Origin of the sequence: Marinomonas maritima (assembly GCF_024435075.2) — a bacterium.
Taxonomy (GTDB): Bacteria; Pseudomonadota; Gammaproteobacteria; order Pseudomonadales; family Marinomonadaceae; genus Marinomonas; species Marinomonas maritima.
This window is the reverse complement of sequence record NZ_JAMZEG020000002.1, coordinates 52,358-75,036: the sequence shown is the minus strand read 5'-3', so window position 1 is coordinate 75,036 and position 22,679 is coordinate 52,358. Positions and strand designations below refer to the sequence as shown.

General features: G+C 43.0%; 25 protein-coding genes and 1 pseudogene. 13 read left to right on the top strand and 13 right to left on the bottom strand.

Going from position 1 to position 22,679, the window contains the following annotated elements; translation table 11 throughout:
* Window position 1: 1 nt before the first annotated feature.
* From M3I01_RS06460 to M3I01_RS06450, 3 genes are read left to right on the top strand one after another with little or no spacing between them, the layout of a single operon-like run.
* Window positions 2-1,381 (top strand): TolC family protein, encoded by a 1,380-nt coding sequence (locus M3I01_RS06460; RefSeq protein ID WP_255894916.1) that lies wholly within the window; start codon window positions 2-4, stop codon window positions 1,379-1,381.
* Window positions 1,378-2,544, top strand: coding sequence for an efflux RND transporter periplasmic adaptor subunit (locus M3I01_RS06455; RefSeq protein WP_275564981.1), 1,167 nt, complete (start codon window positions 1,378-1,380; stop codon window positions 2,542-2,544). Before M3I01_RS06460 ends, M3I01_RS06455 begins: the two co-directional genes overlap by 4 nt.
* Complete coding sequence (locus tag M3I01_RS06450; RefSeq protein ID WP_255894913.1) at window positions 2,544-5,738, top strand: efflux RND transporter permease subunit; 3,195 nt, start codon at window positions 2,544-2,546, stop codon at window positions 5,736-5,738. The genes M3I01_RS06455 and M3I01_RS06450 overlap by 1 nt, the downstream gene beginning before the upstream one ends.
* A 94-nt stretch (window positions 5,739-5,832) precedes the next feature.
* On the opposite strand, the gene zigA is transcribed toward M3I01_RS06450, so the two are convergent.
* Window positions 5,833-7,044 (bottom strand): zinc metallochaperone GTPase ZigA, encoded by a 1,212-nt coding sequence (gene zigA, locus M3I01_RS06445; protein WP_394358970.1) that lies wholly within the window; start codon window positions 7,042-7,044, stop codon window positions 5,833-5,835.
* Window positions 7,045-7,325: 281 nt separating this feature from the next.
* On the opposite strand from zigA, the gene M3I01_RS06440 reads away from it, so the two are divergent.
* The gene (locus tag M3I01_RS06440) at window positions 7,326-7,796 is read left to right on the top strand and encodes an Lrp/AsnC family transcriptional regulator (RefSeq protein ID WP_255894912.1); all 471 of its coding nucleotides are present in this window, start codon (window positions 7,326-7,328) and stop codon (window positions 7,794-7,796) included.
* 47 nt (window positions 7,797-7,843) lie between these two features.
* Window positions 7,844-9,532, top strand: coding sequence for an aminotransferase class V-fold PLP-dependent enzyme (locus tag M3I01_RS06435; protein WP_255894910.1), 1,689 nt, complete (start codon window positions 7,844-7,846; stop codon window positions 9,530-9,532).
* Window positions 9,533-9,597: 65 nt separating this feature from the next.
* On the opposite strand, the gene M3I01_RS06430 is transcribed toward M3I01_RS06435, so the two are convergent.
* The 4 genes and pseudogenes from M3I01_RS06430 to M3I01_RS06415 all read right to left on the bottom strand — a co-directional run.
* Window positions 9,598-10,065, bottom strand: a complete 468-nt coding sequence (locus M3I01_RS06430) for an MOSC domain-containing protein (protein ID WP_255894906.1) — start codon at window positions 10,063-10,065, stop codon at window positions 9,598-9,600.
* A gap of 21 nt (window positions 10,066-10,086) precedes the next feature.
* Window positions 10,087-10,566 carry a GNAT family N-acetyltransferase gene (locus tag M3I01_RS06425; protein WP_255894905.1) on the bottom strand — a complete coding sequence of 160 codons (480 nt, stop codon included), beginning with the start codon at window positions 10,564-10,566 and terminating at the stop codon, window positions 10,087-10,089.
* Window positions 10,563-11,009 (bottom strand): VOC family protein, encoded by a 447-nt coding sequence (locus tag M3I01_RS06420; protein ID WP_255896107.1) that lies wholly within the window; start codon window positions 11,007-11,009, stop codon window positions 10,563-10,565. The genes M3I01_RS06425 and M3I01_RS06420 overlap by 4 nt, the downstream gene beginning before the upstream one ends.
* A 6-nt stretch (window positions 11,010-11,015) precedes the next feature.
* Window positions 11,016-11,207 (bottom strand): annotated as a pseudogene (locus M3I01_RS06415) (DUF6500 family protein); the annotation flags it as partial.
* 154 nt (window positions 11,208-11,361) lie between these two features.
* Between M3I01_RS06415 and M3I01_RS06410 the strand changes: the two are divergent.
* The 4 genes from M3I01_RS06410 to bluB all read left to right on the top strand — a co-directional run bounded on the left by M3I01_RS06410 (window position 11,362) and on the right by bluB (window position 14,794).
* Window positions 11,362-11,622, top strand: a complete 261-nt coding sequence (locus tag M3I01_RS06410; protein WP_255894904.1) for a DUF4212 domain-containing protein — start codon at window positions 11,362-11,364, stop codon at window positions 11,620-11,622.
* 5 nt (window positions 11,623-11,627) lie between these two features.
* Window positions 11,628-13,394 carry a sodium:solute symporter family protein gene (locus M3I01_RS06405; RefSeq protein ID WP_255894903.1) on the top strand — a complete coding sequence of 589 codons (1,767 nt, stop codon included), beginning with the start codon at window positions 11,628-11,630 and terminating at the stop codon, window positions 13,392-13,394.
* Window positions 13,395-13,491: 97 nt separating this feature from the next.
* A complete protein-coding gene (locus tag M3I01_RS06400) occupies window positions 13,492-14,019 on the top strand; it encodes a hypothetical protein (protein WP_255894902.1) in 528 nt (175 codons plus the stop codon).
* 124 nt (window positions 14,020-14,143) lie between these two features.
* Window positions 14,144-14,794, top strand: coding sequence for a 5,6-dimethylbenzimidazole synthase (bluB, locus tag M3I01_RS06395; RefSeq protein WP_255894900.1), 651 nt, complete (start codon window positions 14,144-14,146; stop codon window positions 14,792-14,794).
* A gap of 42 nt (window positions 14,795-14,836) precedes the next feature.
* On the opposite strand, the gene M3I01_RS06390 is transcribed toward bluB, so the two are convergent.
* Window positions 14,837-16,072, bottom strand: coding sequence for an aminotransferase class V-fold PLP-dependent enzyme (locus tag M3I01_RS06390; protein WP_255894899.1), 1,236 nt, complete (start codon window positions 16,070-16,072; stop codon window positions 14,837-14,839).
* Window positions 16,073-16,222: 150 nt separating this feature from the next.
* Between M3I01_RS06390 and M3I01_RS06385 the strand changes: the two genes are divergently transcribed.
* Both M3I01_RS06385 and M3I01_RS06380 read left to right on the top strand, forming a co-directional pair.
* Window positions 16,223-16,696: an Lrp/AsnC family transcriptional regulator gene (locus M3I01_RS06385; RefSeq protein ID WP_255894898.1), complete on the top strand. Its 474-nt coding sequence runs from the start codon at window positions 16,223-16,225 to the stop codon at window positions 16,694-16,696.
* Between the two features lie 195 nt (window positions 16,697-16,891).
* A complete protein-coding gene (locus tag M3I01_RS06380) occupies window positions 16,892-17,095 on the top strand; it encodes an RSP_7527 family protein (protein WP_255894897.1) in 204 nt (67 codons plus the stop codon).
* Between the two features lie 354 nt (window positions 17,096-17,449).
* Here the strand turns inward: M3I01_RS06380 and M3I01_RS06375 are convergent, their stop codons facing one another.
* Window positions 17,450-18,289: a LysR family transcriptional regulator gene (locus M3I01_RS06375; protein ID WP_255894896.1), complete on the bottom strand. Its 840-nt coding sequence runs from the start codon at window positions 18,287-18,289 to the stop codon at window positions 17,450-17,452.
* Between the two features lie 152 nt (window positions 18,290-18,441).
* On the opposite strand from M3I01_RS06375, the gene M3I01_RS06370 reads away from it, so the two are divergent.
* The gene (locus M3I01_RS06370) at window positions 18,442-18,843 is read left to right on the top strand and encodes a hypothetical protein (RefSeq protein ID WP_255894895.1); all 402 of its coding nucleotides are present in this window, start codon (window positions 18,442-18,444) and stop codon (window positions 18,841-18,843) included.
* Window positions 18,844-19,046: 203 nt separating this feature from the next.
* On the opposite strand, the gene M3I01_RS06365 is transcribed toward M3I01_RS06370, so the two are convergent.
* Window positions 19,047-19,427, bottom strand: a complete 381-nt coding sequence (locus M3I01_RS06365; protein ID WP_255894894.1) for a carboxymuconolactone decarboxylase family protein — start codon at window positions 19,425-19,427, stop codon at window positions 19,047-19,049.
* 61 nt (window positions 19,428-19,488) lie between these two features.
* On the bottom strand, window positions 19,489-19,845 hold the full coding sequence (locus tag M3I01_RS06360) for a MerR family transcriptional regulator (protein ID WP_255894893.1): 357 nt from the start codon (window positions 19,843-19,845) through the stop codon (window positions 19,489-19,491).
* 64 nt (window positions 19,846-19,909) lie between these two features.
* Here M3I01_RS06360 and M3I01_RS06355 point away from each other — a divergent pair, with 64 nt between their 5' ends.
* Window positions 19,910-20,377 carry a GNAT family N-acetyltransferase gene (locus tag M3I01_RS06355; protein WP_255894892.1) on the top strand — a complete coding sequence of 156 codons (468 nt, stop codon included), beginning with the start codon at window positions 19,910-19,912 and terminating at the stop codon, window positions 20,375-20,377.
* Here the strand turns inward: M3I01_RS06355 and M3I01_RS06350 are convergent.
* The 4 genes from M3I01_RS06350 to M3I01_RS06335 form a co-directional block, all read right to left on the bottom strand.
* Window positions 20,346-20,972 (bottom strand): uracil-DNA glycosylase family protein, encoded by a 627-nt coding sequence (locus M3I01_RS06350; protein ID WP_255894891.1) that lies wholly within the window; start codon window positions 20,970-20,972, stop codon window positions 20,346-20,348. The genes M3I01_RS06355 and M3I01_RS06350 overlap by 32 nt on opposite strands.
* Window positions 20,973-21,057: 85 nt before the next feature.
* Complete coding sequence (locus tag M3I01_RS06345; RefSeq protein WP_255896106.1) at window positions 21,058-21,540, bottom strand: FKBP-type peptidyl-prolyl cis-trans isomerase; 483 nt, start codon at window positions 21,538-21,540, stop codon at window positions 21,058-21,060.
* A gap of 228 nt (window positions 21,541-21,768) precedes the next feature.
* Entirely contained in the window at window positions 21,769-22,203 is a 435-nt protein-coding gene (locus tag M3I01_RS06340; RefSeq protein WP_255896105.1) for a GNAT family N-acetyltransferase, read from the bottom strand.
* Between the two features lie 21 nt (window positions 22,204-22,224).
* On the bottom strand, window positions 22,225-22,596 hold the full coding sequence (locus M3I01_RS06335) for a DOPA 4,5-dioxygenase family protein (protein ID WP_255894889.1): 372 nt from the start codon (window positions 22,594-22,596) through the stop codon (window positions 22,225-22,227).
* Window positions 22,597-22,679: the final 83 nt, after the last annotated feature.

Below are 22,679 nucleotides of genomic sequence, written 5' to 3'. Positions count from 1 at the left end.
AATGCAGAACTGGCCTTTACGATGCCTAGGGCTTCTCTTTGTTGGACTCACACTCGCTGCGTGTAGCTCAAATGAACACCGTGAGAATTTTGCCAAACTTGCACAACAAGAGCTTGATACGGTCAGTAATGAAAAAGTATCGCAATGGGATACGTTAGACATTGTGGCACCTGCCAGCCACTTAACCGATCTTATTCAAGACCCAGTGCTAGATGAATTAATTCAACAAGCACTCAAAGCTAACCCAAACTTACAAAGCACCCTACTTACCTTGCAATCCAGCTTATGGGAGCTAAAAAGCACTCAAGGCAGCCAACTACCTTCCGTTGATGCCAGTGTTTCTTCAAAAAAGGCCAAAGACTCAGAGACAAATTACAGTGCTGACATTAGTGTAAGCTGGCAGCTAGACGTATGGGGCAAACTGGCCAATACAGAACAAGCCGCCAGCAAAACCTTGGCCAGTGATGAAGCGCTTTATCAAGCTAGCCGAGACACGCTCGTGGCCAATGTGATGAAAGCTTGGTTGTCATTAACCGCCAAGCAACACGCCATCAGTATCGAGCAACAAAGGCTTGAACTGCTTGAAGCTAACGAAAAACTCATCATAAAACGCTTTAAAAACGGGCTAGACAATCTCGAAAAAATGGATGAAGCGCGAACATCTACCTCGCAATCGAGAGCCAACCTTGCGCAATTCAAAGAAGACTTAGAAGTCAAAAAGCGCGGGCTGCAACTCCTACTTGGCACTGCCGAGCCGTTAAACCTATCACCCAACACGGATTATCCAACGGTCAGCTTAACCCTCGATGAGCTCCCCAATCAAAGCTTACAGCGTCGGCCGGATCTCAAGTCTGCTTATCTAAATATTGAAGCGGCCGACCTCAACACAACGGTGGCCTACAAAAACATGTTACCGTCAATCAGCTTGAGCGCCGCGTTAAGCCAATCAGCAGACTCGCCTCGCATGGCATTATTTACCTCACCCGTGTGGTCATTAGTGGCTCAGCTGACTCAGCCGCTTTATCAAGGAGGCAAACTCAAAGCAGAAAGAGAAGTGGCCAAATTGAACACGGCTAAAGCCTATCAAGCTTACCGCAATACCTTATTAACCGCCGTGAATGAAGTGGAAAACGCCATCGGCCAAGAAAAAGTCCTGCAACAACAAGTCAGTCATATTAGAGAAGCCCTTGTGAGTTCACGTAGCAACCTCACCCAGTATGAAAAAAAATACCGCAGTGGCTTGGTGATACTCAATGATCTCATTGCCGCACAAAAAACCACTTTTGATTTAGAAGCTCAACTTGATGAGCTTATTTTCAATCACTTATCAAATCGTATCACCTTGGGCGTGGCGTTAGGCCTTGGAGTAAAACAACAATGAAACTCTCTTCACAATGGGTACTTCTTATTTTCTCTGTGCTCATCGCAGGCGCGGCCTATTTCTATATAGATAGCGCTCTAAGCAAAAAAGAATTTAATTTAGGCAAACCACTACCAGAAAAAAAAGAAGAAGCGCTGGAGGTTAGCGTTCTATCGGTTAGCGCATCCAGCCATAAATCTATGATCAAGGCATCAGGCATCGCTAACCCAAGATACAAGCTGACGTTAAACAGCAAAGTCAGTGGCGAAGTATCCAAGGTGTCTGATCAACTAGAAGCTGGGCAACGCGTCAAAAAAGGCGATCTTTTAGTTAGTTTAAATAATAAGGAACTCAATAGCGCTGTGGCGAACGCAAAAAAAACCTTAGCCGGAGCAGAGCTAGCACTCAAAGAGGAAATGCGCCAAGGCGATCAAGCCCGAGCAGAATGGAAAGCCGCTGGATTTAAAGGTGACCCAGATTCCGATTTGGTATTACGTGTCCCTCAACTAGCCAACGCACAGGCAGAAGTAGACTCAGCCAAAGCTACGTTATTAGAAGCCCAAGACAACCTTAAACATACCCAAATTGTGGCACCATTTGATGCCTTGGTTATCAGCCGCAACATTTCACCAGGCTCTTACTTAAGCACCGGCGGCGAAGTGGCTACTTTGTACAGCACAGACAGAGCCGAAATTACGATCAATCTTGCCAGTACCGATTGGCAAAAACTGCCAGACATGAAAATACTGCTTAACCGTCGTACTCCAGTGATTATTCATAGCATAGATTCCAATGATCAATGGCAAGGCCATGTTATTGGTATAGATCAGCACATAGATACCACCACCAGAATGCGCGGTTTAATTGTTGGTGTTGATTCGCCATTAGATCAAACACCACCGCTCTTACCCGGATCATTTGTCACCACACAACTGGAAGGCAAAGCCATTGCTAACTTATGGAAATTACCTAGCACGGCCTTAAGCCAGAAAAGTGAAATTTGGTACGTGAATGACGAGAAACGCCTTGATGCTTTTGATACCACACCATTCTTTGTCGATTCTCAATCCATCTACATTTTGGTGCCTGAAAATCTTAGAAACCGAGCGTATCAGGTGGTTAAAAAGCCGTTTAGTAGCTATTTGAAAAATACCCTTGTTAATCCGTCAGAGCAGTCTCAATAATGAATCCACTTGATCAACCAAAGGGTATTATTCCGTGGTTTGCAGGCAATCCTGTGGCCGCCAACCTATTAATGCTGCTTGTCATTTCGCTCGGCGTCATCAACATGGGATCGCTAAATAAGAAAAGCTTTCCCACTCTTCCGCCCAACGGCATAGACATCAGTGTCAGCTACGACAGTGGCTCAGCTAAAGAAAGTGAAGAAGGCATTGCCATTCCCATTGAACAAAAACTGCAAGGCGTAGAAGGCATCAAGAACATCATGTCGACGTCTTCAGCGAGCGGGGCTGAAGTCAGCATTGAAGTCAAAGACGGCTATGATCTTGACGATGTATTTTCTGACATCAAAGACAAAGTCGGCGAGATCAACTCTTTTCCTAGTGAAGCTGATCGAGCAGTCATCACCAAAGACACTCGTTCCGAGCTGGCCATTATTATTCAGCTATATGGCGATGCCGACAGACGCACCCTACAAAAGCTGGCAGATGATTTAAAAACGGACTTGCTAGCAGATGAGCAAATTAACTCCGTGGGTATTTCTGGCACGTTAAATCCAGTCATGCTAATTGACGTCGATAAAAACAAACTCGAAGCTTACGGCTTGACCTTGTCGAACCTAAGCACAGCGATAGCAGCCGAATCAGCAACGTCCCGAGTCGCTACTCTAAGCAATAAAGATGTTTACTTGAAGATCAGCGCCGCAGAACAAGCGTATTTTAAACAACAATTTAGCAACATCATCATCAAAACCAACGTCACAGGCGGCAACATCAAATTGGGTGATATCGCGACCATTCGAGACACCTTTGACGACGACAAGTTCGTATTGTCACGTTTTAATCAAAAAGACAGTCTGTCGATTCGCATTAATACCACCGGCAACGATGACATTATCAATACAGTGGAAGCCACTAAAAAAGTAGTGGACACATGGAAAGAAAGCGCCCGATTACCGTCTCAAGTGCAACTCACCACCTGGAATGATCGCAGTGAATCCATCAACCAGCGCTTAGAACTGATGATCAAAAACGCTCTCACTGGCGTGTTATTGGTGTTTGTATTACTGGCGATTTTCCTCAATATAACCGTGGCATTTTGGGTCGCCATGGGATTGCCTTTCATTTTCTTCGGCACTATTTTTGTCATGGGAACCAGCAGTATTGACCTCACCTTAAATATGATCACCACCTTTGGCTTTATCCTTGCCCTTGGCATTGTGGTCGATGATGCCGTAGTAGTCGGGGAAAGCATTTACGCCACCCGAGCCAGAGATGGAGACACCTTAGGCAATACCATTAAAGGCACGATGGAGGTGGCCGTTCCGACTTTATTTGGTGTGTTTACTACGGTAGCCGCCTTCTGGGCTTTATCTAATATTGACGGTCGACTCGGACAAATTTATTCCCAATTCGCCATCGTCGTAGCCATTTGTTTGGTGCTATCGGTGATTGAGTCGAAAATCATTTTACCGGCGCATTTGTCTCACCTAAATACGCGCAAATCCAAGCCAAACAATATCCTGTCTTCTTTCTGGGCAATGATTCAAGGCGGTGCAGATAAAGGCTTACAGTTTTTTAGTGAAAAACTCTACCGGCCTGCCATCGACTTCGCTTTAAATCAACGCTATGCCATGTGCGTCGTTTTCATTACCTTGTTTGCGTTGGTGATGTCGATGCCTTTCACTGGTGACATTCGCATGAGTTTCTTCCCTCGCATTCCAGGAGATTCCGTACGCACCACGTTAACCATGCAAAGTGATAGCAGCTACGGAGAAACGCAAAAAGCGCTCTTAATTATCGAGCAAAACGCCTATCAAGCGGATAAAGAACTTATTCAAGAAGCGAAGAAAAAAGGCACCATTCCCACTGATACTTCGCCGCAAGTGACAGGGATTAAACATATACAAACGACATCCAGTGGCGACCAAGGCGGTAATTTTCGTGTCGAACTGATCAGCGGTTCGCCCTATTACAACTCTAGACAATTCACCAGTAAATGGCAGGACATTTCTGCGCAAGTGGAAGGTGTGAAAAGCTTGCGTATTCGCTATGGCCAAGACACTGTCGATGCGTTGTATGTGGAGCTAACCAGCAGCGATTCCAGTGCACTGGACGGCGCAATGGAAACCTTTATCGAAAAATTAAACGCTATTCCAGCCGTCACAGGTGTGGAAAAATTTGATACACCACCCGAATCACGTTTAGCGCTTGATCTAACAGAACAAGGACGATTATTAGGGCTCAGTTCCTCAGATCTTGCCAGTCAAGTCGCACAAAGTTTCGATGGCACCGTGGTGCAAAAATACCAACGAGATAACGACGAAATTGAAGTTCGTCTAGGCTTTCCGAAAGACCAACAAGAATCTCCTGCAGCGGTGATGAACACCAAAATTGCTCTCGAAAATGGCGCAAGGATTCCGCTCTCGACCGTGGCGAGCTTAACAAAAACTGAAGTTCAGACCGACATTATCCGCATTGATGGTAAGCGCTCTTATTATCTGTCTGCCGAAGTAGACAAAGACGTCATGTCCTCCACTGAAGTCGTTGAATATTTGCAAAGTGCTGTGATGCCTAATTTGCAAAAGCAATTTTCCAGTGTGAATTTTGACTTTTCAGGAGAAGCAGAAGAACAAGCCGAAACAGAATCTTCGTTAGCGAAAATGTTTATGCTGGCACTGCTGATTATTTATGGTTTGTTGGCGATTCCGTTAAAGTCTTACAGCCAGCCAATCATCATTATGATGGCGATTCCATTCGGCATCATTGGCGCGCTCTTAGGTCACTGGATGAATGACCTCGCCTTGAGCATTTTCTCGCTCAATGGCATCTTGGCACTGAGTGGTGTTGTGGTAAACGACAGCCTCTTACTGGTCTCACGATTTAACGACATTCGAAAAGACACAGTGCATGTAAAACAAGCCATTCGCCAAGCTTGCCAAAGCCGCTTACGCGCGGTATTGCTAACGTCTTTCACTACCTTCGCAGGACTCATTCCAATCCTGTGGGAAACATCAAGACAAGCTCAAGCCTTGATTCCTGCGGCGGTGTCACTTGGTTACGGCATCATGTTCGCCACGGTTATTACGCTGGTATTAATTCCTGTACTACTCATGATCAAAGAAGACGTTCACAACTTAATTGATCGATTAAAAAACAAAACCGTAGAAACTCTGGTGCCAATAAAAGAAAGCGAATAAAAAGTACAAAACGAGTAGTACGCACAAGTAATACAAACAAAGAAGCCTTGCTTATCTGTCTAAGCAAGGCTTCTTTGTTTTACATTTAATGATCTTAAGCAACGTCATCCCATTCAGGAAATGGATCAGGCAATGTTGCCCATGCCGCTTTACCAGCAAGAAGTTCTTGGTCGCTTAACAAACAGGCATCCAGCGTCTCTATCACAGCCTCTTTGTTCAGATTTTGGCCGATAAACACCAACTCCTGACGCATGTCACCGAAAGGCTCCACCCACTGCGCCTCTATTGACTCAAGATATTCTGGATCTTCTGGCCATTTGTCTTTGGGAACCGCCTTCCAAAACATGCCAGCAAAACCATGATGCGCAATGCCGCCCGCCTGACTCCACTGACCTGCAAACTCAGGGCGAGTTGCTAACCAAAAAAAACCTTTTGAACGCAGCAATTTTCCATACTCTTCAGTGTTGTGAAGAAAATCAAAAAAGCGCTGCGGATGAAAAGGTCGTCTCGCCAAATAGGAAAAACTGCTAATGCCATATTCTTCGGTTTCTGGCACATGCTCGCCACGCATTTCTTTTAGCCATCCTGCGGCTTGTTGCGCTTTTTCAAAACTAAACCGTTCCGTTCCGAGTAGGCGTTTAGGTTCTATTTTTCCTTGACGAATAGATATGATCTCGGCTTCAGTATTGAAACTCGCAAGGATGGACTCCAATTGTCTCAATTCTGCATCACTAACCAAGTCCGTTTTGCTGATCAAAATCATATCGGCAAATTCAACCTGATCAATCAATAAATCCGCAACACTACGCTCATCTTCTTCCCCGAGGGATTCTCCCGTTTCTTGCAGCGAAATAGCCGCTTCATAGTCTTTCATAAAATTTACGGCGTCGACCACGGTTACCATGGTATCAAGACGAGCAATATCCGATAAACTTATGCCGTCCTCATCCGCAAAGGTGAACGTTTCTGCAACAGGTAAAGGTTCTGAGATCCCTGTTGACTCAATGACCAAATAATCAAATCGATTGTCTTCAGCCAGCTTTCGCACTTCAATCAATAGGTCCTCTCGCAAGGTGCAGCAAATGCAGCCATTGCTCATTTCAACTAACTTTTCTTCACTGCGGTTTAACGACACTTCTTGTTTAATCGTCGCCGCATCGATATTGATTTCACTCATATCGTTCACAATCACCGCGACTTTTAAACCATCACGATTATTCAATATATGACTTAATACTGTTGTTTTACCAGCCCCTAAAAAACCCGAAAGCACCGTTACAGGCAATTTACCTTGTGTACTCATCATTACCACCTCAGCCATCATTTCATTTTCTGTTATGTTATAACATTTTAAATTTTCTTAACATACCTCAATTTAAACACCCTCTCGCTATGGCTTAAAAAAGGCCTATTCCGTTTTATTCCGCTTTTTTATGCAAAAAAAATATATTTAGTCATTTTTTTTCAATATACATTCACGCGATCATTCCCCTTTTTAATAAGAATCGAGAACCACATTGCAGAGAATCAAAATAAACACGACAATGAGGAAACTAATTCTAAAAAACACCTAAAAAAGAGAACAAAATGCACTTAGATGAGATAGATTTGCAACTACTTGCCTTAATTCAAAGTGATGGTAGTATTTCAACAGAGTCCATGGCGCAGCAAGTTGGTCTGTCAAAAACGCCTTGCTGGCGACGGGTACAAAAACTGGAAAGCGCTGGGTTTATTAAGCAACGTGTTGCGCTACTTGATGCGGACAAACTCGGACTGGGTGTATCGGTTTTTGTGCAAGTAAAAACCAATCAGCATGCTGCAAACTGGGCCGACGAATTTGCCCGTGTTGTTGCAGAGTTTCCTGAAGTGGTTGAGTTTTACCGCATGGCAGGGGAATACGATTACTTGTTGCGTGTGTTGGTAAAAGACATTCCAGCGTACGACAAATTTTATAAACGATTAATTAGTGCCACCGCATTAACCGACGTCACCTCAAATTTCGCCATGGAGCAAATCAAGTGGACAACTCAGTTGCCCTTGCCCAACATGAAAGATTGAGTGATTAACAGGTTCATTAATGCGGCAAGCCAAATGAGGAAAGAAACATGTCCATTGCTGCCGCAGAAAGCACTAAAAAACAAAGAACGGTAGAACAAAGTACAAAAGAGCAATCTAATGAAGAGACTTTGTTTGCCCGCATTCGTGAGGGTGTTATTGGTAAAAATACTCAAATCAACACACCGTTTGGACTAAGAACGTTAACTTATGCAGACTACACAGCATCAGGACGCAGTTTAGATTTTATCGAAGATGCCATTCGCCACAATGTCTTGCCGCTTTATGCCAATACTCATACGGAAGCCAATGCCACTGGCCAACAAACCACCGCCTTTCGTGAACAAGCACGTCAAAAGATTCGAAAAGCGGTAAACGCTACCTCTGAAGATCTGGTACTGTTTTGTGGAAGTGGTGCCACCAGCGCAATTAACACACTCATCAGCCAACTAGGTTTACGTCAGCTCAGTGCAACCGAGCAAGCACAAACCTGCATCTTCATTGGTCCTTACGAACACCATTCAAACGAACTGCCTTGGCGAGAGTTGGGCATTGAAGTCGTTAGAATCCCAGAGTCAAAAGACGGCGGCGTTTGTCTGGCAACCTTAGAAAAACAATTACAGGCAAATCAAAATAAGCGTCTCATCGGGAGTTTCAGCGCCGCATCCAACGTGACAGGGATTTTATGCGATCAAGACGCAATCACGATCTTGCTGCATCGCTATAACGCCCTCGCTTTTTGGGATTTTGCGGCGGCCGCGCCTTATGTAACGTTAGATATGAACCCAAGCGCAGATCAAGCGCTTGCCAAAGATGCGATCTTTTTTTCTACCCATAAATTTATCGGTGGCCCAGGTACTTCAGGTATTTTAGTCGTCAAAAAAGCCATCATAACCAACCAAAAACCGAGCCTTATTGGCGGCGGCACAGTGTCTTTTGTGACACCTGAAGATCACACATTTTTGCCAATTGGCGAACGTCGAGAAGAAGGCGGTACACCGGGGATTCTTGAATCCATTCGTACAGGTTTGGTATTTCAGCTCAAACAATCCGTTGGCGACAAAACGATCGAAGCCCGTGAGCACGAACTCGTACAATTAATCGACAAACATTGGCAAAAAAATCCAAACATAGAGCGATTAGGTCACGCTGACGCAGCGCGTTTGTCGATTACCGCATTTCGCATTAAAACCGACTTTGGCTACTTACATCACGGTTTTGTCACCGCATTATTAAATGATGTGTTTGGAGTCCAAGTACGTGGTGGTTGCTCTTGTGCTGGGCCTTATGGACATCAACTTTTAGGCATAGACAAAACCGAGTCCGAACGGATTCAAGAAGCACTGAGAAAAGGCGAAAAACTGGTAAAACCGGGCTGGGTTCGCTTCAATTTGAATTATTTCTTAGACGACGCAGAAGCCGTATTTATTTTAGAGGCTATCGATTTTGTCGCGAAACACGGCACAACGCTATTGCCTTATTATGCTTACGAGCAGAGTTCAGATTTATGGCGTTTCCAAGGACAGTCCAATACGCCGAAGTCGCTTGCCGATTTGCTGTGGCAACAACCAACAGCAGAACACACACCAAGCACAACAGAAGATAGAAGCACCTACCTAGCGCAAGCAGAAGAGATAGTTCAAAGCTGCTTGGCAGGAAAATACACACCACAGTCACAGCCTTTTAATAAAGAATTCAACGACATTAAACGCTTTGTTTTGGCTGAGGATCTTGTTTAATTAGACGATCCAGAAAGGTGCTATTGCTGACCTTTTGTTGATTAGCCTTTATTAATTAAAAAAGTCTAATTAGTGCCTTTCTGGATCAAATTAAACTGCATACCTGCACGTAATATTCCGGTACTCAAGACATTGGCTCTTAAACCACCGCGACGTAGCCAAGCTCTTACTACTTGTGGTGATGAGATAGAATCATTGGCAAGTGACTTTCCTAACGAACCACACGGCTCACACAGTTCCACGCCATAAAAACGCACATCGCCGATTGAAAACTCCTGCCCAACCAATTGGTTAAGCCTAACCCCTTGAGTAACAATGTTTCTTCGGGTCGCGGAAAGCTCAATATTTTGTCCAAAGTTAGCATTAAACGCAGCGATTTCTTCACTTTCAACAAAGGTAATATTTGGACCATCACTGCCTTTTTTTCCGTAGTACCTATCGCCGACGATGCCTTTACCCGCATCCACTTTTACGGCATCAATTCCCACCTGGGATTGCTTGGACTTTTTCGATACGTAAATCGCTTGAATCAACTGCTGCCTCCTAAAACATACTTACTTTTCTATCAGGGTGTCTTTTCGTATCGACACAGGAAAAGTAACGGCCATTTTCCGATAAGGAATATCGTCTTTAAAGAATCGTTCACCTTGCGCACTCATACCAAATTTTTCATAAAACGACATGGCATTTTCTCGTGCATCGCACCAAAATACACTAGCAGATTGTTGCTCAACAAAATCCATTATATGCTTTAAAACAAAACGCCCAATACCTTTATTCTGATATTCCTCGATCGTTGCAAATTTACGCAATCGAGCAATGCCTTTTGTCATAAAAATTGATGCGACACACACTAACGTTTCATTGATAAAAACACCAAAATGTTCGCCACTATCATCGTCTTCTACCCGGCATTCTTCCATATTCTTATTCGGCCACAACACACGATGACGAATAGGCAAGGCCGCTGCTACCGTGATGCGACGAATCTCCCAAGGAGTATTTATTAAAGAGCCATTTGATACTGTGCTCATTCTGACAACCATACTAATTCGTCATAGGGGCTTTTTCTTAGAGACTCAAGGCGGGTATTTAATGAACCCGAATGCAATTCTAATTTGTGACCATCTGGGTCTTCAAGGTACAAAGAGTCGCCTTCACTGGTATTTTTTTGCCATTGAATGGCCATTTCGAACGCTTCTTTTTGATGAATTTTTAGCATGCTTTCTGAGTCAAACGTAAAAGCAAAATGCGTGTAATCTTGACTTGGTGAGGCAACACCAAGTGACAAACATAACCAACAATCGCCATAAGACAAATATGCCCCTGTTGCCCAACGCACTTCACCACAAAACCCCAGAAAATCACAATAAAAGTCCATAGACCGATCTAAATCAGAAACACTTAAAGTCAAATGATTAAACCCTTTATGAGCGGGTGCTTTACCGACGATATCGTCTTTGATGGATGCCACCATGGCATAAATTTTGGTGGCTTTTTCAAAGTGATTAAGCTGATGTTCTTCAATCCACCAACGAGCTACATTCATGAGTGTGATTGGATCGTCATTCTTATTCGCAAAAAAAGCATAAAAGGAAACTTGGACGCCATCGCCTTTTTGTTTTATTTTTTCCAGACATACTGCGAGAATCTTTTCTCTTGTTCGTAAATTCATACCGTTTCTCTCTTTTTTTCCTGATTTACGCTTACATCGTGCTTACGTCTTTTTTGCTATAACGACGCCTTATGCGACTAAAGTCTGACTTCTTATTAAACAAGCGCCTGCTAAATTAACAAGGCGTATAAAAATAATTATAAGGAGATCTATCGTGTCAGATCATACCATTAATGCAGAAAAATACTGGCAAGCGAACTTAAGGCTGATTCTAGGCAGCCTTGTCGTTTGGGCGTTAGCGTCCTACGGCTGTGCCATTCTATTTAGACCCCTACTCTCAGGCATCCATATTGGCGGAACCGATCTCGGTTTTTGGTTCGCTCAGCAAGGATCCATCATCGTATTCATCATTTTGACTTTCTTCTACGCATGGAGAATGAACAAGCTTGATGAAGAATTTGGCCTTCAGGAGTAAGTCGTATGGATCAGTTTACTATTAACCTACTTTTCGTCGGCGGTTCCTTTGCACTTTATTTCGGTATTGCGTTTTGGGCACGAGCTGGATCAACGAAAGAATTTTACGTCGCCGGCGGTGGTGTTCATCCTGTTTTAAACGGTATGGCGACCGCAGCAGACTGGATGTCTGCGGCCTCTTTTATTTCCATGGCAGGCTTAATTGCCGCTGGTGGTTACGCTAACTCAACCTTCTTAATGGGTTGGACTGGTGGTTATGTATTACTTGCTATGTTGCTAGCACCTTACCTGCGTAAATTTGGTAAGTTCACTGTGCCAGACTTCATTGGTGATCGCTTCTACAGCCAAACCGCACGGCTGGTTGCTGTGGCGTGTTTAATCATTGCGTCGGTTACTTATGTTATCGGCCAAATGACAGGCGCTGGCGTGGCCTTTTCTCGCTTCTTGGAAGTGGATAGTAGTACCGGCCTAATGATTGCCGCTGTTGTAGTATTTTTCTATGCAGTACTCGGTGGTATGAAAGGCATTACCTATACTCAGGTCGCTCAGTACGTTGTATTGATCATTGCTTATACTATTCCTGCCATTTTCATCTCTTTGCAGTTAACAGACACTTTTATTCCAGCCATCGGTCTTTTCTCTACTCACACTGAATCTGGTTTGCCTCTGTTGCAAAAACTGGATGAAGTCGTACGAGAGCTTGGCTTCCGTGATTACACAGCGGATGTTGAGAATAAACTGAACATGGTTCTGTTCACACTATCTCTAATGATAGGTACTGCAGGTTTACCACACGTTATCATTCGTTTCTTCACCGTACCTAAAGTTGCTGATGCTCGTTGGTCTGCTGCTTGGGCATTAGTCTTCATCGCATTGCTGTACCTTACAGCGCCTGCGGTTGCGTCTATGGCTCGTCTGAACCTATTAACGACGATTTACCCATCTGGCCCAACAGAGCAACCAATTGAATACGCTGAGCGCCCAGACTGGGTTCAAACGTGGGAAACAACTGGTTTGATCAAGTTTGAAGATAAAAATGGCGATGGGCGTGTACAGTTCTATAACGACGTTCCAGCATTTCAAGAAGAAGCAACGGCTCGTGGTTGGGAAGGCAATGAGTTAGTGGTTAACCGAGACATTCTTGTATTGGCAAACCCTGAAATTGCCAACCTTCCAGGTTGGGTTATTGGTCTCATCGCAGCAGGTGGTTTAGCGGCCGCACTATCAACCGCAGCAGGCTTATTGCTAGCCATATCCTCCGCGATCAGTCATGACTTAATAAAAGGCACCATAAACCCCAATATCAGTGATAAGGGGGAATTGCGAGCCGCAAGGATATCCATGTTCGTCGCCATCATTGTCGCAACGTATCTCGGGATGAACCCTCCGGGCTTCGCGGCTCAGGTAGTGGCATTGGCCTTCGGTATTGCTGCGGCCTCTATCTTCCCAGCGTTGATGATGGGTATCTTCTCAAAACGCGTAAACAGCACCGGCGCCGTTGCTGGTATGTTAGCGGGTTTGACCTCGACCTTGGTTTACATCTTCTTATTCCTAGGTTGGTTCTTTGTCCCAGGAACAGCATCTTTTGCCAACACGCCAGATAATTGGTTGTTCGGTATATCACCATTGTCCTTTGGTGCTATTGGTGCCGTGATTAACTTTGTCGTTGCGTTTACTGTCTCTTCAATGACAGCACCGCCGCCAAAAGAAATCCAAGATCTTGTAGAAAGTGTTCGTTACCCTCAAGGTGCAGGCGGTGCGGTTGATCATTAAGATCTAACAACACAAACTTGCATTAAAATCGGGCCTTACTATGTTGTAAGGCCCGATTTCCTTATAATAAGAATTCACTCAAAAAAAGAGAGCGCTTATGTTTTGGGAACTCATTGCTACCGTTTTTGCCGGTATTGGCGGCGCAGGTATTGCTCTGTTGTTAAGAAAGCTAACAAAACAAGCCGCCCCTAAATGGCTCGTTCCTGTGTTTGCAGGTACGGCTATGATTGGTTTTCAAATTCAAGGCGAATATGACTGGTACGACCATCAAACCGGTCTATTACCAGAAGGTATTGTTGTTGTAAAAGCGGTTCAAGAAGAAGCGCCATGGCGTCCTTGGAGTTACGTTTTTCCACAAACAATGCGCTTTATAGCCGCTGATGTTGCTAATTCAGCCAAAAACAAAATTGACCCCAACCTTGTACTTGTCGATTTATATTTCTTTGAGCGTCGACATACGGCTAAACGTGTCCCTCAGATTATCGATTGCATGCAAGGCGCAAGAACCGACTTCACTCAATCTTTTACCAACTCATCAGATTCAAAAGGCGAGTCAACTTCAACATGGTATCCACTTGAAAACGATGACCCATTACTAAAAGCGGTATGTGACAATCAGGTTTAGACAACGAGTCCGCCTCACTCTATTAAATTTAGAAAAATACATCTTATCCCGAATTTTCCTCATTGGTATAATGTGTCATGAACGACCATAATATCGGCTTTTCTAATAATGAAAGTCGATATTTATGAACATCACTCAAGAAGAACGAGACGCGGTTTACAAAACAATTTTTTCGCGTCGTGATGTACGCAGAGAGTTCAAATCAGACACCATCCCTCAAGACGTTTTAGAACGCGTATTACTGGCTGCTCACCACGCCCCTAGCGTTGGCTTTATGCAACCGTGGGATTTCATTATTGTGCAAAGTCCTGAATCTAAGGCAAAAATCAAACAAGGTTTTCTACACGCTCATGCAGAAGCGACTGAGCTATTTGAAGGTCATCGCAAAGAAGACTATAAAAGCCTTAAACTAGAAGGTATTGAAGAAGCGCCATTGGGTATTTGCGTGACCTGTGATCGCAGTCGAACCGGTTCCGTTGTCTTAGGTCGAACCGCTAAACCGGAAATGGATTTATTCAGTTCCGTATGCGCGGTGCAAAACCTATGGTTAGCGGCGAGAGCTGAAAACCTAGGCGTTGGTTGGGTCAGTATTATTCACGATCATGTCATACGCGACACACTCAATATCCCCGAATCCATCGATATCATTGCGTACTTATGTGTGGGTTATGTCGACATTTTTCACGACACCCCAGATCTTGAAAGATCAGGTTGGTTGCCTAGGCGAGACGTCAGTTCAGCGGTTCATTTTGAATCTTGGCCACACTCTAAATAAAGAAAGGACAGATGAAAAACATCTGACCTTTTCTTTTTTCTGTTATTTAAGCGCTATTTCTAAGGCTTGTATCAGCTGGTCAATTTCTTCTGGTTGCGTGTAATGAACAAATGACAATCTGACAACGCCAGTATTAGAATCCACTCCCATTGCTTCTAGCAAGCGAACCGCATAGAAATGCCCTGCACCACAAATAATCCCTTGATCAACCAGTTTTTGAGCCAATTCCTGAGGTGTTTGACCTTTAGGAATAATAGCAACAGTGGCCGCTCTTTTTAAAGGATCCGTTGGACCAAGCAATGTCAGCTTAGGATGTTGATCAACATACTCAAGCAACTTAGCCAGCAACACCTGCTCGGCGTCATGAAACAATATTCTTACTCGTTGAGCCTTTTCAAGAGCTGAGCCGCCCTCATCAAAATGGTAATCATGCAAGACATCAAAATAGTCCAGCACACCACGACTGGCTGCTACTTGAGCATGATCAGGACCGGCAGGTACAAACCATTTTTGACGATAAGCTTCATTAAAATAATGCGCTTGATTGCCTAGTTTATCTGCAATGGCATTACGAATAACCATCACACCAAGGTGCGTGCCATACGCTTTATAAAGCGAAAATAAATAAATATCAGCGCCGAGTGCATCTATATCTGGTAACCCATGGCTCGCAAACGACACACCATCAACCAGTGTCATCACATTTGCCGCTCTTGCTCGCGCGCAAATTTCTGCTACTGGGTTGATTTCTGCCACCACATTGGAACAATGAGTGAACGCCAATAACTTGGTTCGTTTAGTAAAAAGTTGCTCTAGATCGTTGATATTCAAAGACCCTGTACTTGAATCAACTTGCCATTCTTTAATAACGACGCCACGAGACGCCAAAGCACGCCAAACACCGATGTTCGCTTCGTGATCTTGATTGGTCACAATGACCTCATCACCTTCTTTCAATATCTTGCCAAACGCCTGAGCCAGCACATACGTATTCTGAGAAGTCGAAGGCCCAAGGTGTACTTCACTTGCCTCTACATTCAAATAGGACGCTAAGCGTTTATAAGCTAAATCCATCTGTGCACCAGCTTTTTGAGCAGCAGGATGAAGGTGATAAGGCTGGAGTTTTGTTTCTCGGTAATATTGGTCCAAATGATCAATAACGGCTTTGCATGCATAGGAACCGCCTGCATTATCAAAAAAAGCCTGACCGGATAAAGATGGCTCTTTAAAAGCCGGAAACTGAGAACGAACAAACGCTAAATCTAACAAAGGAGTCATAACTTTATCCTTCCAAAAACAACCCAAAATACGCCATAAAAAAATAAACGACTAGAGCAAAAGTATAAAGAATAAAACACACAAGTTGTTTGCTATTTCAGAGAAAGATTACTAACGTAATACAATAATTTTGTTAAAATAGAGCGATAAATGAAAGAAATCTCCTTAGACCGCACAGACTACAAAATAATCAAAGCATTAGAGTCAAATGGTCGAATAAGCAACACTCAACTGGCTCAAGCCATCAACTTATCTCAATCACAATGTTTAAGGCGCTTACGCTTATTAGAAGAAATGAACGTTATTAGCGGCTATCGAGCAAAAGTGAACTATCAAAAGCTCGGCTATAGTGTCATGGCTTGGACACTGGTGACCGTCAGCAAAGATACGCCAAATGCACGGGACAACGTGATGCATTTTCTACAACAACAAAGCGCGGCGATCAATGTGCATGGTGTCACCGGAGACGTGGATTTAATCGTGGAAGTGTGTGCCAAAAACATGGCTGAGTTTACGGATTTGGTTGTCAAACAACTTTATGCTCACGCTGACGTAGTGAGTACAAAATCTTATATTTGCTTAGACACCGCCAAACAAGATGGCAGCCCACTTGATAACGTCTAATACTGAATGAATTACACTTTCAAATGACCCTATTGTCTGCTCAATTATTCTATTATTGTCCGATTGATTAGTTTTACTCAGCTATTGGTGTATTTTATATCGTTTGTCTTATTTACGTGGAATTCCTACTATATCAACATCAAAACACAGTTTTTTTGATGCTGATATCAAACAACTATGGATAAGGGAAACACGATGAAAAAGAATCAAACTATTGCTGAATTATTAGCAAACGTAAACTCTGCCTACCTAACAGACGCTGAAAAATACGAAACAATCGCACGTGCAGAACGCGCTGAATACATTGTTGCAGGTATATCTTCTGCTATTAAAGCCGTTAAAAAAGCAGCACTGAAATTAAAAGCCGTTTTTGTATCATCTTCTGCTCAGCACGCTTAATCCATACCGCTAATATAAAGTTCAATTGGGTAAGCGTCTTCTTCTAGAAGAAAACATTTTGGCTTGGTCCAACGGATTTTATAAAAAAGGAAACAGCGCTAAAATAAAAACATAAGCGTTTCCCTGCACCTTTCCTATCCATCTCAGTCTATTTACCGTCCCCCGCTTTATTCTTCAATATCACATCATTAAAAATGGCAATGACATAAGCCGGCTCAGAAATAGCTTAATAAACGTCCCGACATTTATTGGGGACAAATGACTTCCACACATCATTCAAACTCAACAGGTATACACTATTTTTTATCACAATGATCCATTGTTGGACGATAGGAAACCTTAGAGCCTGATTCTTTATTTTTTGCGGCAATAAGCCCATTTAGTCTCTTCCATCGCCGTCATTAACACACTAGGGAGCTTTCGATAGGCAAGCACAATAGTGCGAGTTATGGGCGCATCCAGAGCAATAGCCATGTACTTTAAATCATCGTCTTTTTGGATATACGATTCTGGTATTACTGCCACTCCTAGGCCTAGCTTTACCAGACCTTGGATTTGTAAATCATGAATAGATTTCCCTTTATAGGTAATCGATATTTTTTTCTCATTCATCAGCCGCTCAAACGCCTTACGATTAGTGCAGTAAGGCCTCTCAATAAACGAAAGATCTTTAAATGACTCCAGCGTAACCACATTTTCGGTGGCTAAAGGGTGATCCTTGCGAACAACCAGTTGATAGCGTTCCTGATTGAGTACCTTAAATTGAAATTGGGATGATAATCGCTCCTCATCAATGATAGCCAACTGAGCTTGATCAACCGTCTCTACTATAGACAAATCAATAAATGGCGAGGTGTTTTGAATAGTGTCAATGATATTGCAATACCGCTCAATATTAATATCGGGTTGTATATAAAGGTGCAACTCAACTTTTTTATCAGGTGTAAAAGCCGCCTCTAATTGCTGATTTTGTAGCAAGAGATCGGTGGCAAGCTTATAGAGCGTTTGCCCTTCTTTTGTTGGCTTAATACCCTGCTTACTTCTCTCAAATAGTATTACACCCAAACGATCTTCCAATGACTTAATAGCGTGGGTAATGGAGGGCTGTGATATGAAGCATCGTGACGCTGCCGCCGTGATAGACCCTTCCTCATACGCTGATACGAAGTAATGAAGTGGCTTAATCTCAACCATACAAAAAACCTATACATGAAAAATAAAAAACATATTATACCTATGGATTTATTTTATCTACTCTATTAAAACGCCAAATGAAAATCAAAAAAAATCTATAAATATCTGAATATTAATGATTTTAAAAAATATAAATTAATAAGGTATCTAACATGTTTGAACGTCACCACAATATTGTAATCCATGAGTTATTAAATAAATTTGAAAAAGGAGATATGTCATTACTAGATTTGATAGCAGACAATATTGACTTACGCATTGACCACTACAAAGATGACGCCGATACAAATTGGCAGCAGTGTCAAAACAAAGAAGGTTTTATAGCTGTTTTAACCCGGCTAGGAGCGGAAATTTTTCCAAAAGGAACGGAAATTATCGGGTTAACATCAGAGGAGTTAGGCGACGGCTGGTATCTAACTACGTTTGATCAATCATTTTGGTATGGTTTGGCAGAGTCCGATGTGACAAGTAAAACGGTTATTATTTCTCACGAGCTGGATGGAAAAGTAGATTATTTCCGAGAAAATGTCACCTCGATTCAATACCGACGCTGATAAATATTCGGGGGAATATGTAAATACTTATGTGTCTTTTGCTTTTCCTTTATCGCATCGGTATTGAAAAATTCATACAACTTTTTGGCAGTGCCACACTTATTATCTGAATGTAGCTCTTACACTCGGTTTACCGAGCGTAAGAGCTAAAAGTCCTAAATATTCGTTAAAACATCAGTACAACTTAGAAACTGACGTTTAGTTTATTCAGTCTCTCGTTCTTGCAACACTTCTTTGAAAGCAAACATGCCATTCAATGCCGATGGAAAGCCTGCGTAGACTGACATTTGCAATAACACTTCTTTTATTTCGTCCTCACTGCAACCAACATTTAAAGCAGCGTTCAGGTGGACTTTAAGTTGAGGACGGCAATTACCTAACGCCGTTAATGCTGCGACGGTGGCGATCTCTCTGGACTTAAGATCCAAGCTGGGTCGTGAGTAAATATCACCAAATGGGTATTCAATGGTAAATCGAGCTAAATCAGGGCAAATGTCTTGTAGGCTATCTATCACGTTATGCCCCGCTTCTCCGTCAATCTTAGAAAGCAGTGCTAAACCTAAGTCAAATCTTGAGTTATTCATGGCGTACTCCTATTCATTTTCTGAAAGAAGTAATACCTTACAAGTTAGAGTAAACTCTAAGTCAACTCACTTTGTTGGCTTTATACAAATCAATTTTCTTGTCTAACGCTTCTAAATGATTCTGCTGCAACGCTATGTGCGCTTTTAACAGGTCTTTATGGCGCTCTAACAGTTGCTGACGTTCCAAGACTGTCATTACCCCGACCTCTCGTAGTGCCGCGTATTGCAGTATATTTTCCAGAGCCATCCCTGTTTCTTTCAAACGAACAATAAAACCAACCCACTCTACCTCTTTTTTTGTGTAAGACCGATGACCGCTGGTATTACGTTGAACATTTTTTATCAATCCGATTTTTTCATAATAACGCAACGTATGAGCCGATAATCCAACGCACAGTGAGAACTCTTTCATGTTCATAACACGACTTCCTAGGCATAATATAAGCCAACAAGATCGAACAATAATTTGATGGAAAAAAGTAATGATAACATGGCATTGTCAGCCGTTTAACGAGCTGTCTACTCACATACTTTATGATTTACTTAGACTTCGCTGTGATGTTTTTGTGGTTGAGCAAAACTGCCCTTTTCCAGAATTAGACGGCTTGGATACATTACCCAGCACTCAACATCTTTTTGCCTTGCAAGACAATCAACTCGTAGCCTATGCAAGATTGTTGGCCGAAGGTGATTCGTATTCAGGTTACAGCAGCATAGGACGCGTCGTTGTTGCTCCGCAAAGCCGCAAGGATAAAATGGGTCATACATTGATGAGTCATGCAATTAAACATGCAACTACTCTATGGCCAACCAGTCCGATCAAAATTGGCGCTCAATCGCATCTTGAAAATTTCTATAAATCCCACGGTTTTACCACGGTTTCCGCACCTTATATGGAAGATGGCATAGAGCATTATATTATGACGCGGGAACCTGAAGTAACGCGTTAACCCGTTTTTTGAGTTCTGGCAAAACCTCAGTTTCAAACCAAGGGTTTTGCTTCAACCAGCGATTATTTCGAGGACTAGGGTGAGGTAAAACTAATATTCCTTGTTCCAACCAATATAGCCACGCTTTAACCTGTTCTGTGAGATTGCCTGAACGCCCTAAATGATACTTTTGGGCATAAACGCCTAATACGATCGTCAACTCAATATGCGTAAGCTGACTCAGTATAGCCTCACGCCACTTTACGGCGCACTCAGGACGTGGCGGTAAATCCCCTGATATCTTTCCTGCTGACGGCCCACTTTTGTAATAAGTATTACCGGGGAAACAAAAGCCCATTGGTAAAATAGCAACTTGTTGAGCGTCATAAAATACGTCCACAGTCACGCCAAGCCAACTCCTTAATCGATCACCACTTAGGTCATCAAAAGGGCGGCCACTATCATGGGCCTTTTGACCCGGAGCCTGACCTGCAATAAGTATTTTTGCATTAGGATGAATTTGGATAATCGGTTCAGGGGGATTTGGAAGAAGACTCGCACAATGCTGGCAAGATAAAACAGCCTCTTTTAATGCTATGAAAGTTTCTTGTGCCATAAGTCTGTCTCGCTCTTGCCTCTAAAACAAAAAAGCAGCCGCTGTTTCCAGAGGCTGCTTTTTGTTTGTTCGTTTTTTATTTGATCTAGTGTTGATGGCCACCTTCACCATGCACATGACCATGCTCTAACTCTTCAGCCAATGCTTCGCGAACTTCAATAATCTCAACATCAAACTTCAACGTTTTACCAGCCAATGGATGGTTACCATCAAGCATAATACCGTCGTCTTCTACCCCGATGACAGTAACAGGTTGTTGGCCGCCTGGCGTTTGTGCCATGAACTGCATACCAATTTCAATATCATCAACGCCTTGAAAGTTTTCTGTCGGTACTTTCTGAATAAGTTCTTCATGTACTGCGCCGTAGCCATCTTCAGGCTCAACCGATACCGCAAGTTTATCGCCCGCCGCTTTGCCTTGAAGTGCTTTATCTAGGCCATCAATGATGTTCTGAGCGCCACTTAAAAATACTAAAGGCTCTTGACCTACAGAAGAATCTAGCTCTTGGCCTTGTTCGTCTGTCAATGTGTAGTGCATGCTAACAACGGCGTTTTCTGTAATTTGCATTCTATTCTCCAGCTTAAAAATGAATAAGGGTACGAGCGCTTGATACAAGCAAACAGGGTTGCGATACACCGCCACAACACGAACCCAAACAATAGTTTGTGGCATTATGATAACGTCCCATAAGCGCAATAACTACCGTATAAACCTAGAAGTTTGGTATGTTCGACGATTTTTAAAGGGATGTTGGAATATTAATTTGAAAAAAAGACACCTATCAAGCAAAACGGATCAAATTTGAAGCGACAATTCAAAGACAGATTGCCTTTTCACCAACAAAAAATCTAAAGCCAAATAGAATTTTTTGGCCTCATCGCGAATATCATTGGTTCGAACTCGCAACGTTACATGTTCTTCTGATGCCCACTGTCTAGCTTGTTCAACCAAGGTACGTCCAGCCCCTTTGAAACGGGCTTCGGCCGAAACAGACAATCCCAGTATTTCAATAAAATCTGCAGAAGCCATTCGAAAAGCATGTTGCGCATGAAGCCAGCCAATCACCACGCCGTCTAATTCAGCCACCCAAGCTCTATCGTCATTAGAACTCAGTAAACGCTCAAGCCTCTGCACAGCAGAATGTTCAATAGTCTTCTCTTTATAACCCAATCCAGCCGCCACTTGCGCAATGGCTGCGGCGTCATTCATACTTGCAGGTCGAATTAGCATCACTGTTTCGCTCTTCTCTTTTTACGTGAATGATTTAACTAACGGCTTAAACTGTGAAATGTCTAGAGTGTATGCTCGCCCTAACCAACTAACACCTTGAGTATGATCTACGTAATTATTGCCCGTTAATGGATGAACAAAAATATCTAAAGACTGTCGGTTTAACATCAGCCAAGGAACAATTTGGCCAAACGTTTCTGAAGTAAACGACAACTGACAGCTCCAAACGGGGTGCGGACCAACGGGTTTCTGATGAAAGCGCCCAATACGAATATCAAACAATTCAGCCGCTTGCGCTGCAATCTGCTTGGCCATCTCAACTCCCGCTTCATCCGTATAATAAAGATGAGCATGAAATGCTTTTATATCAAGATGGGTAGGAAATTGGTTCATGGTGTCTCCTAGTATTGTCTTATAGAAGTACAGTTTAGCATTGGTCGTCGCACCACAAATGATTGATGCGCAAAAAGACTATT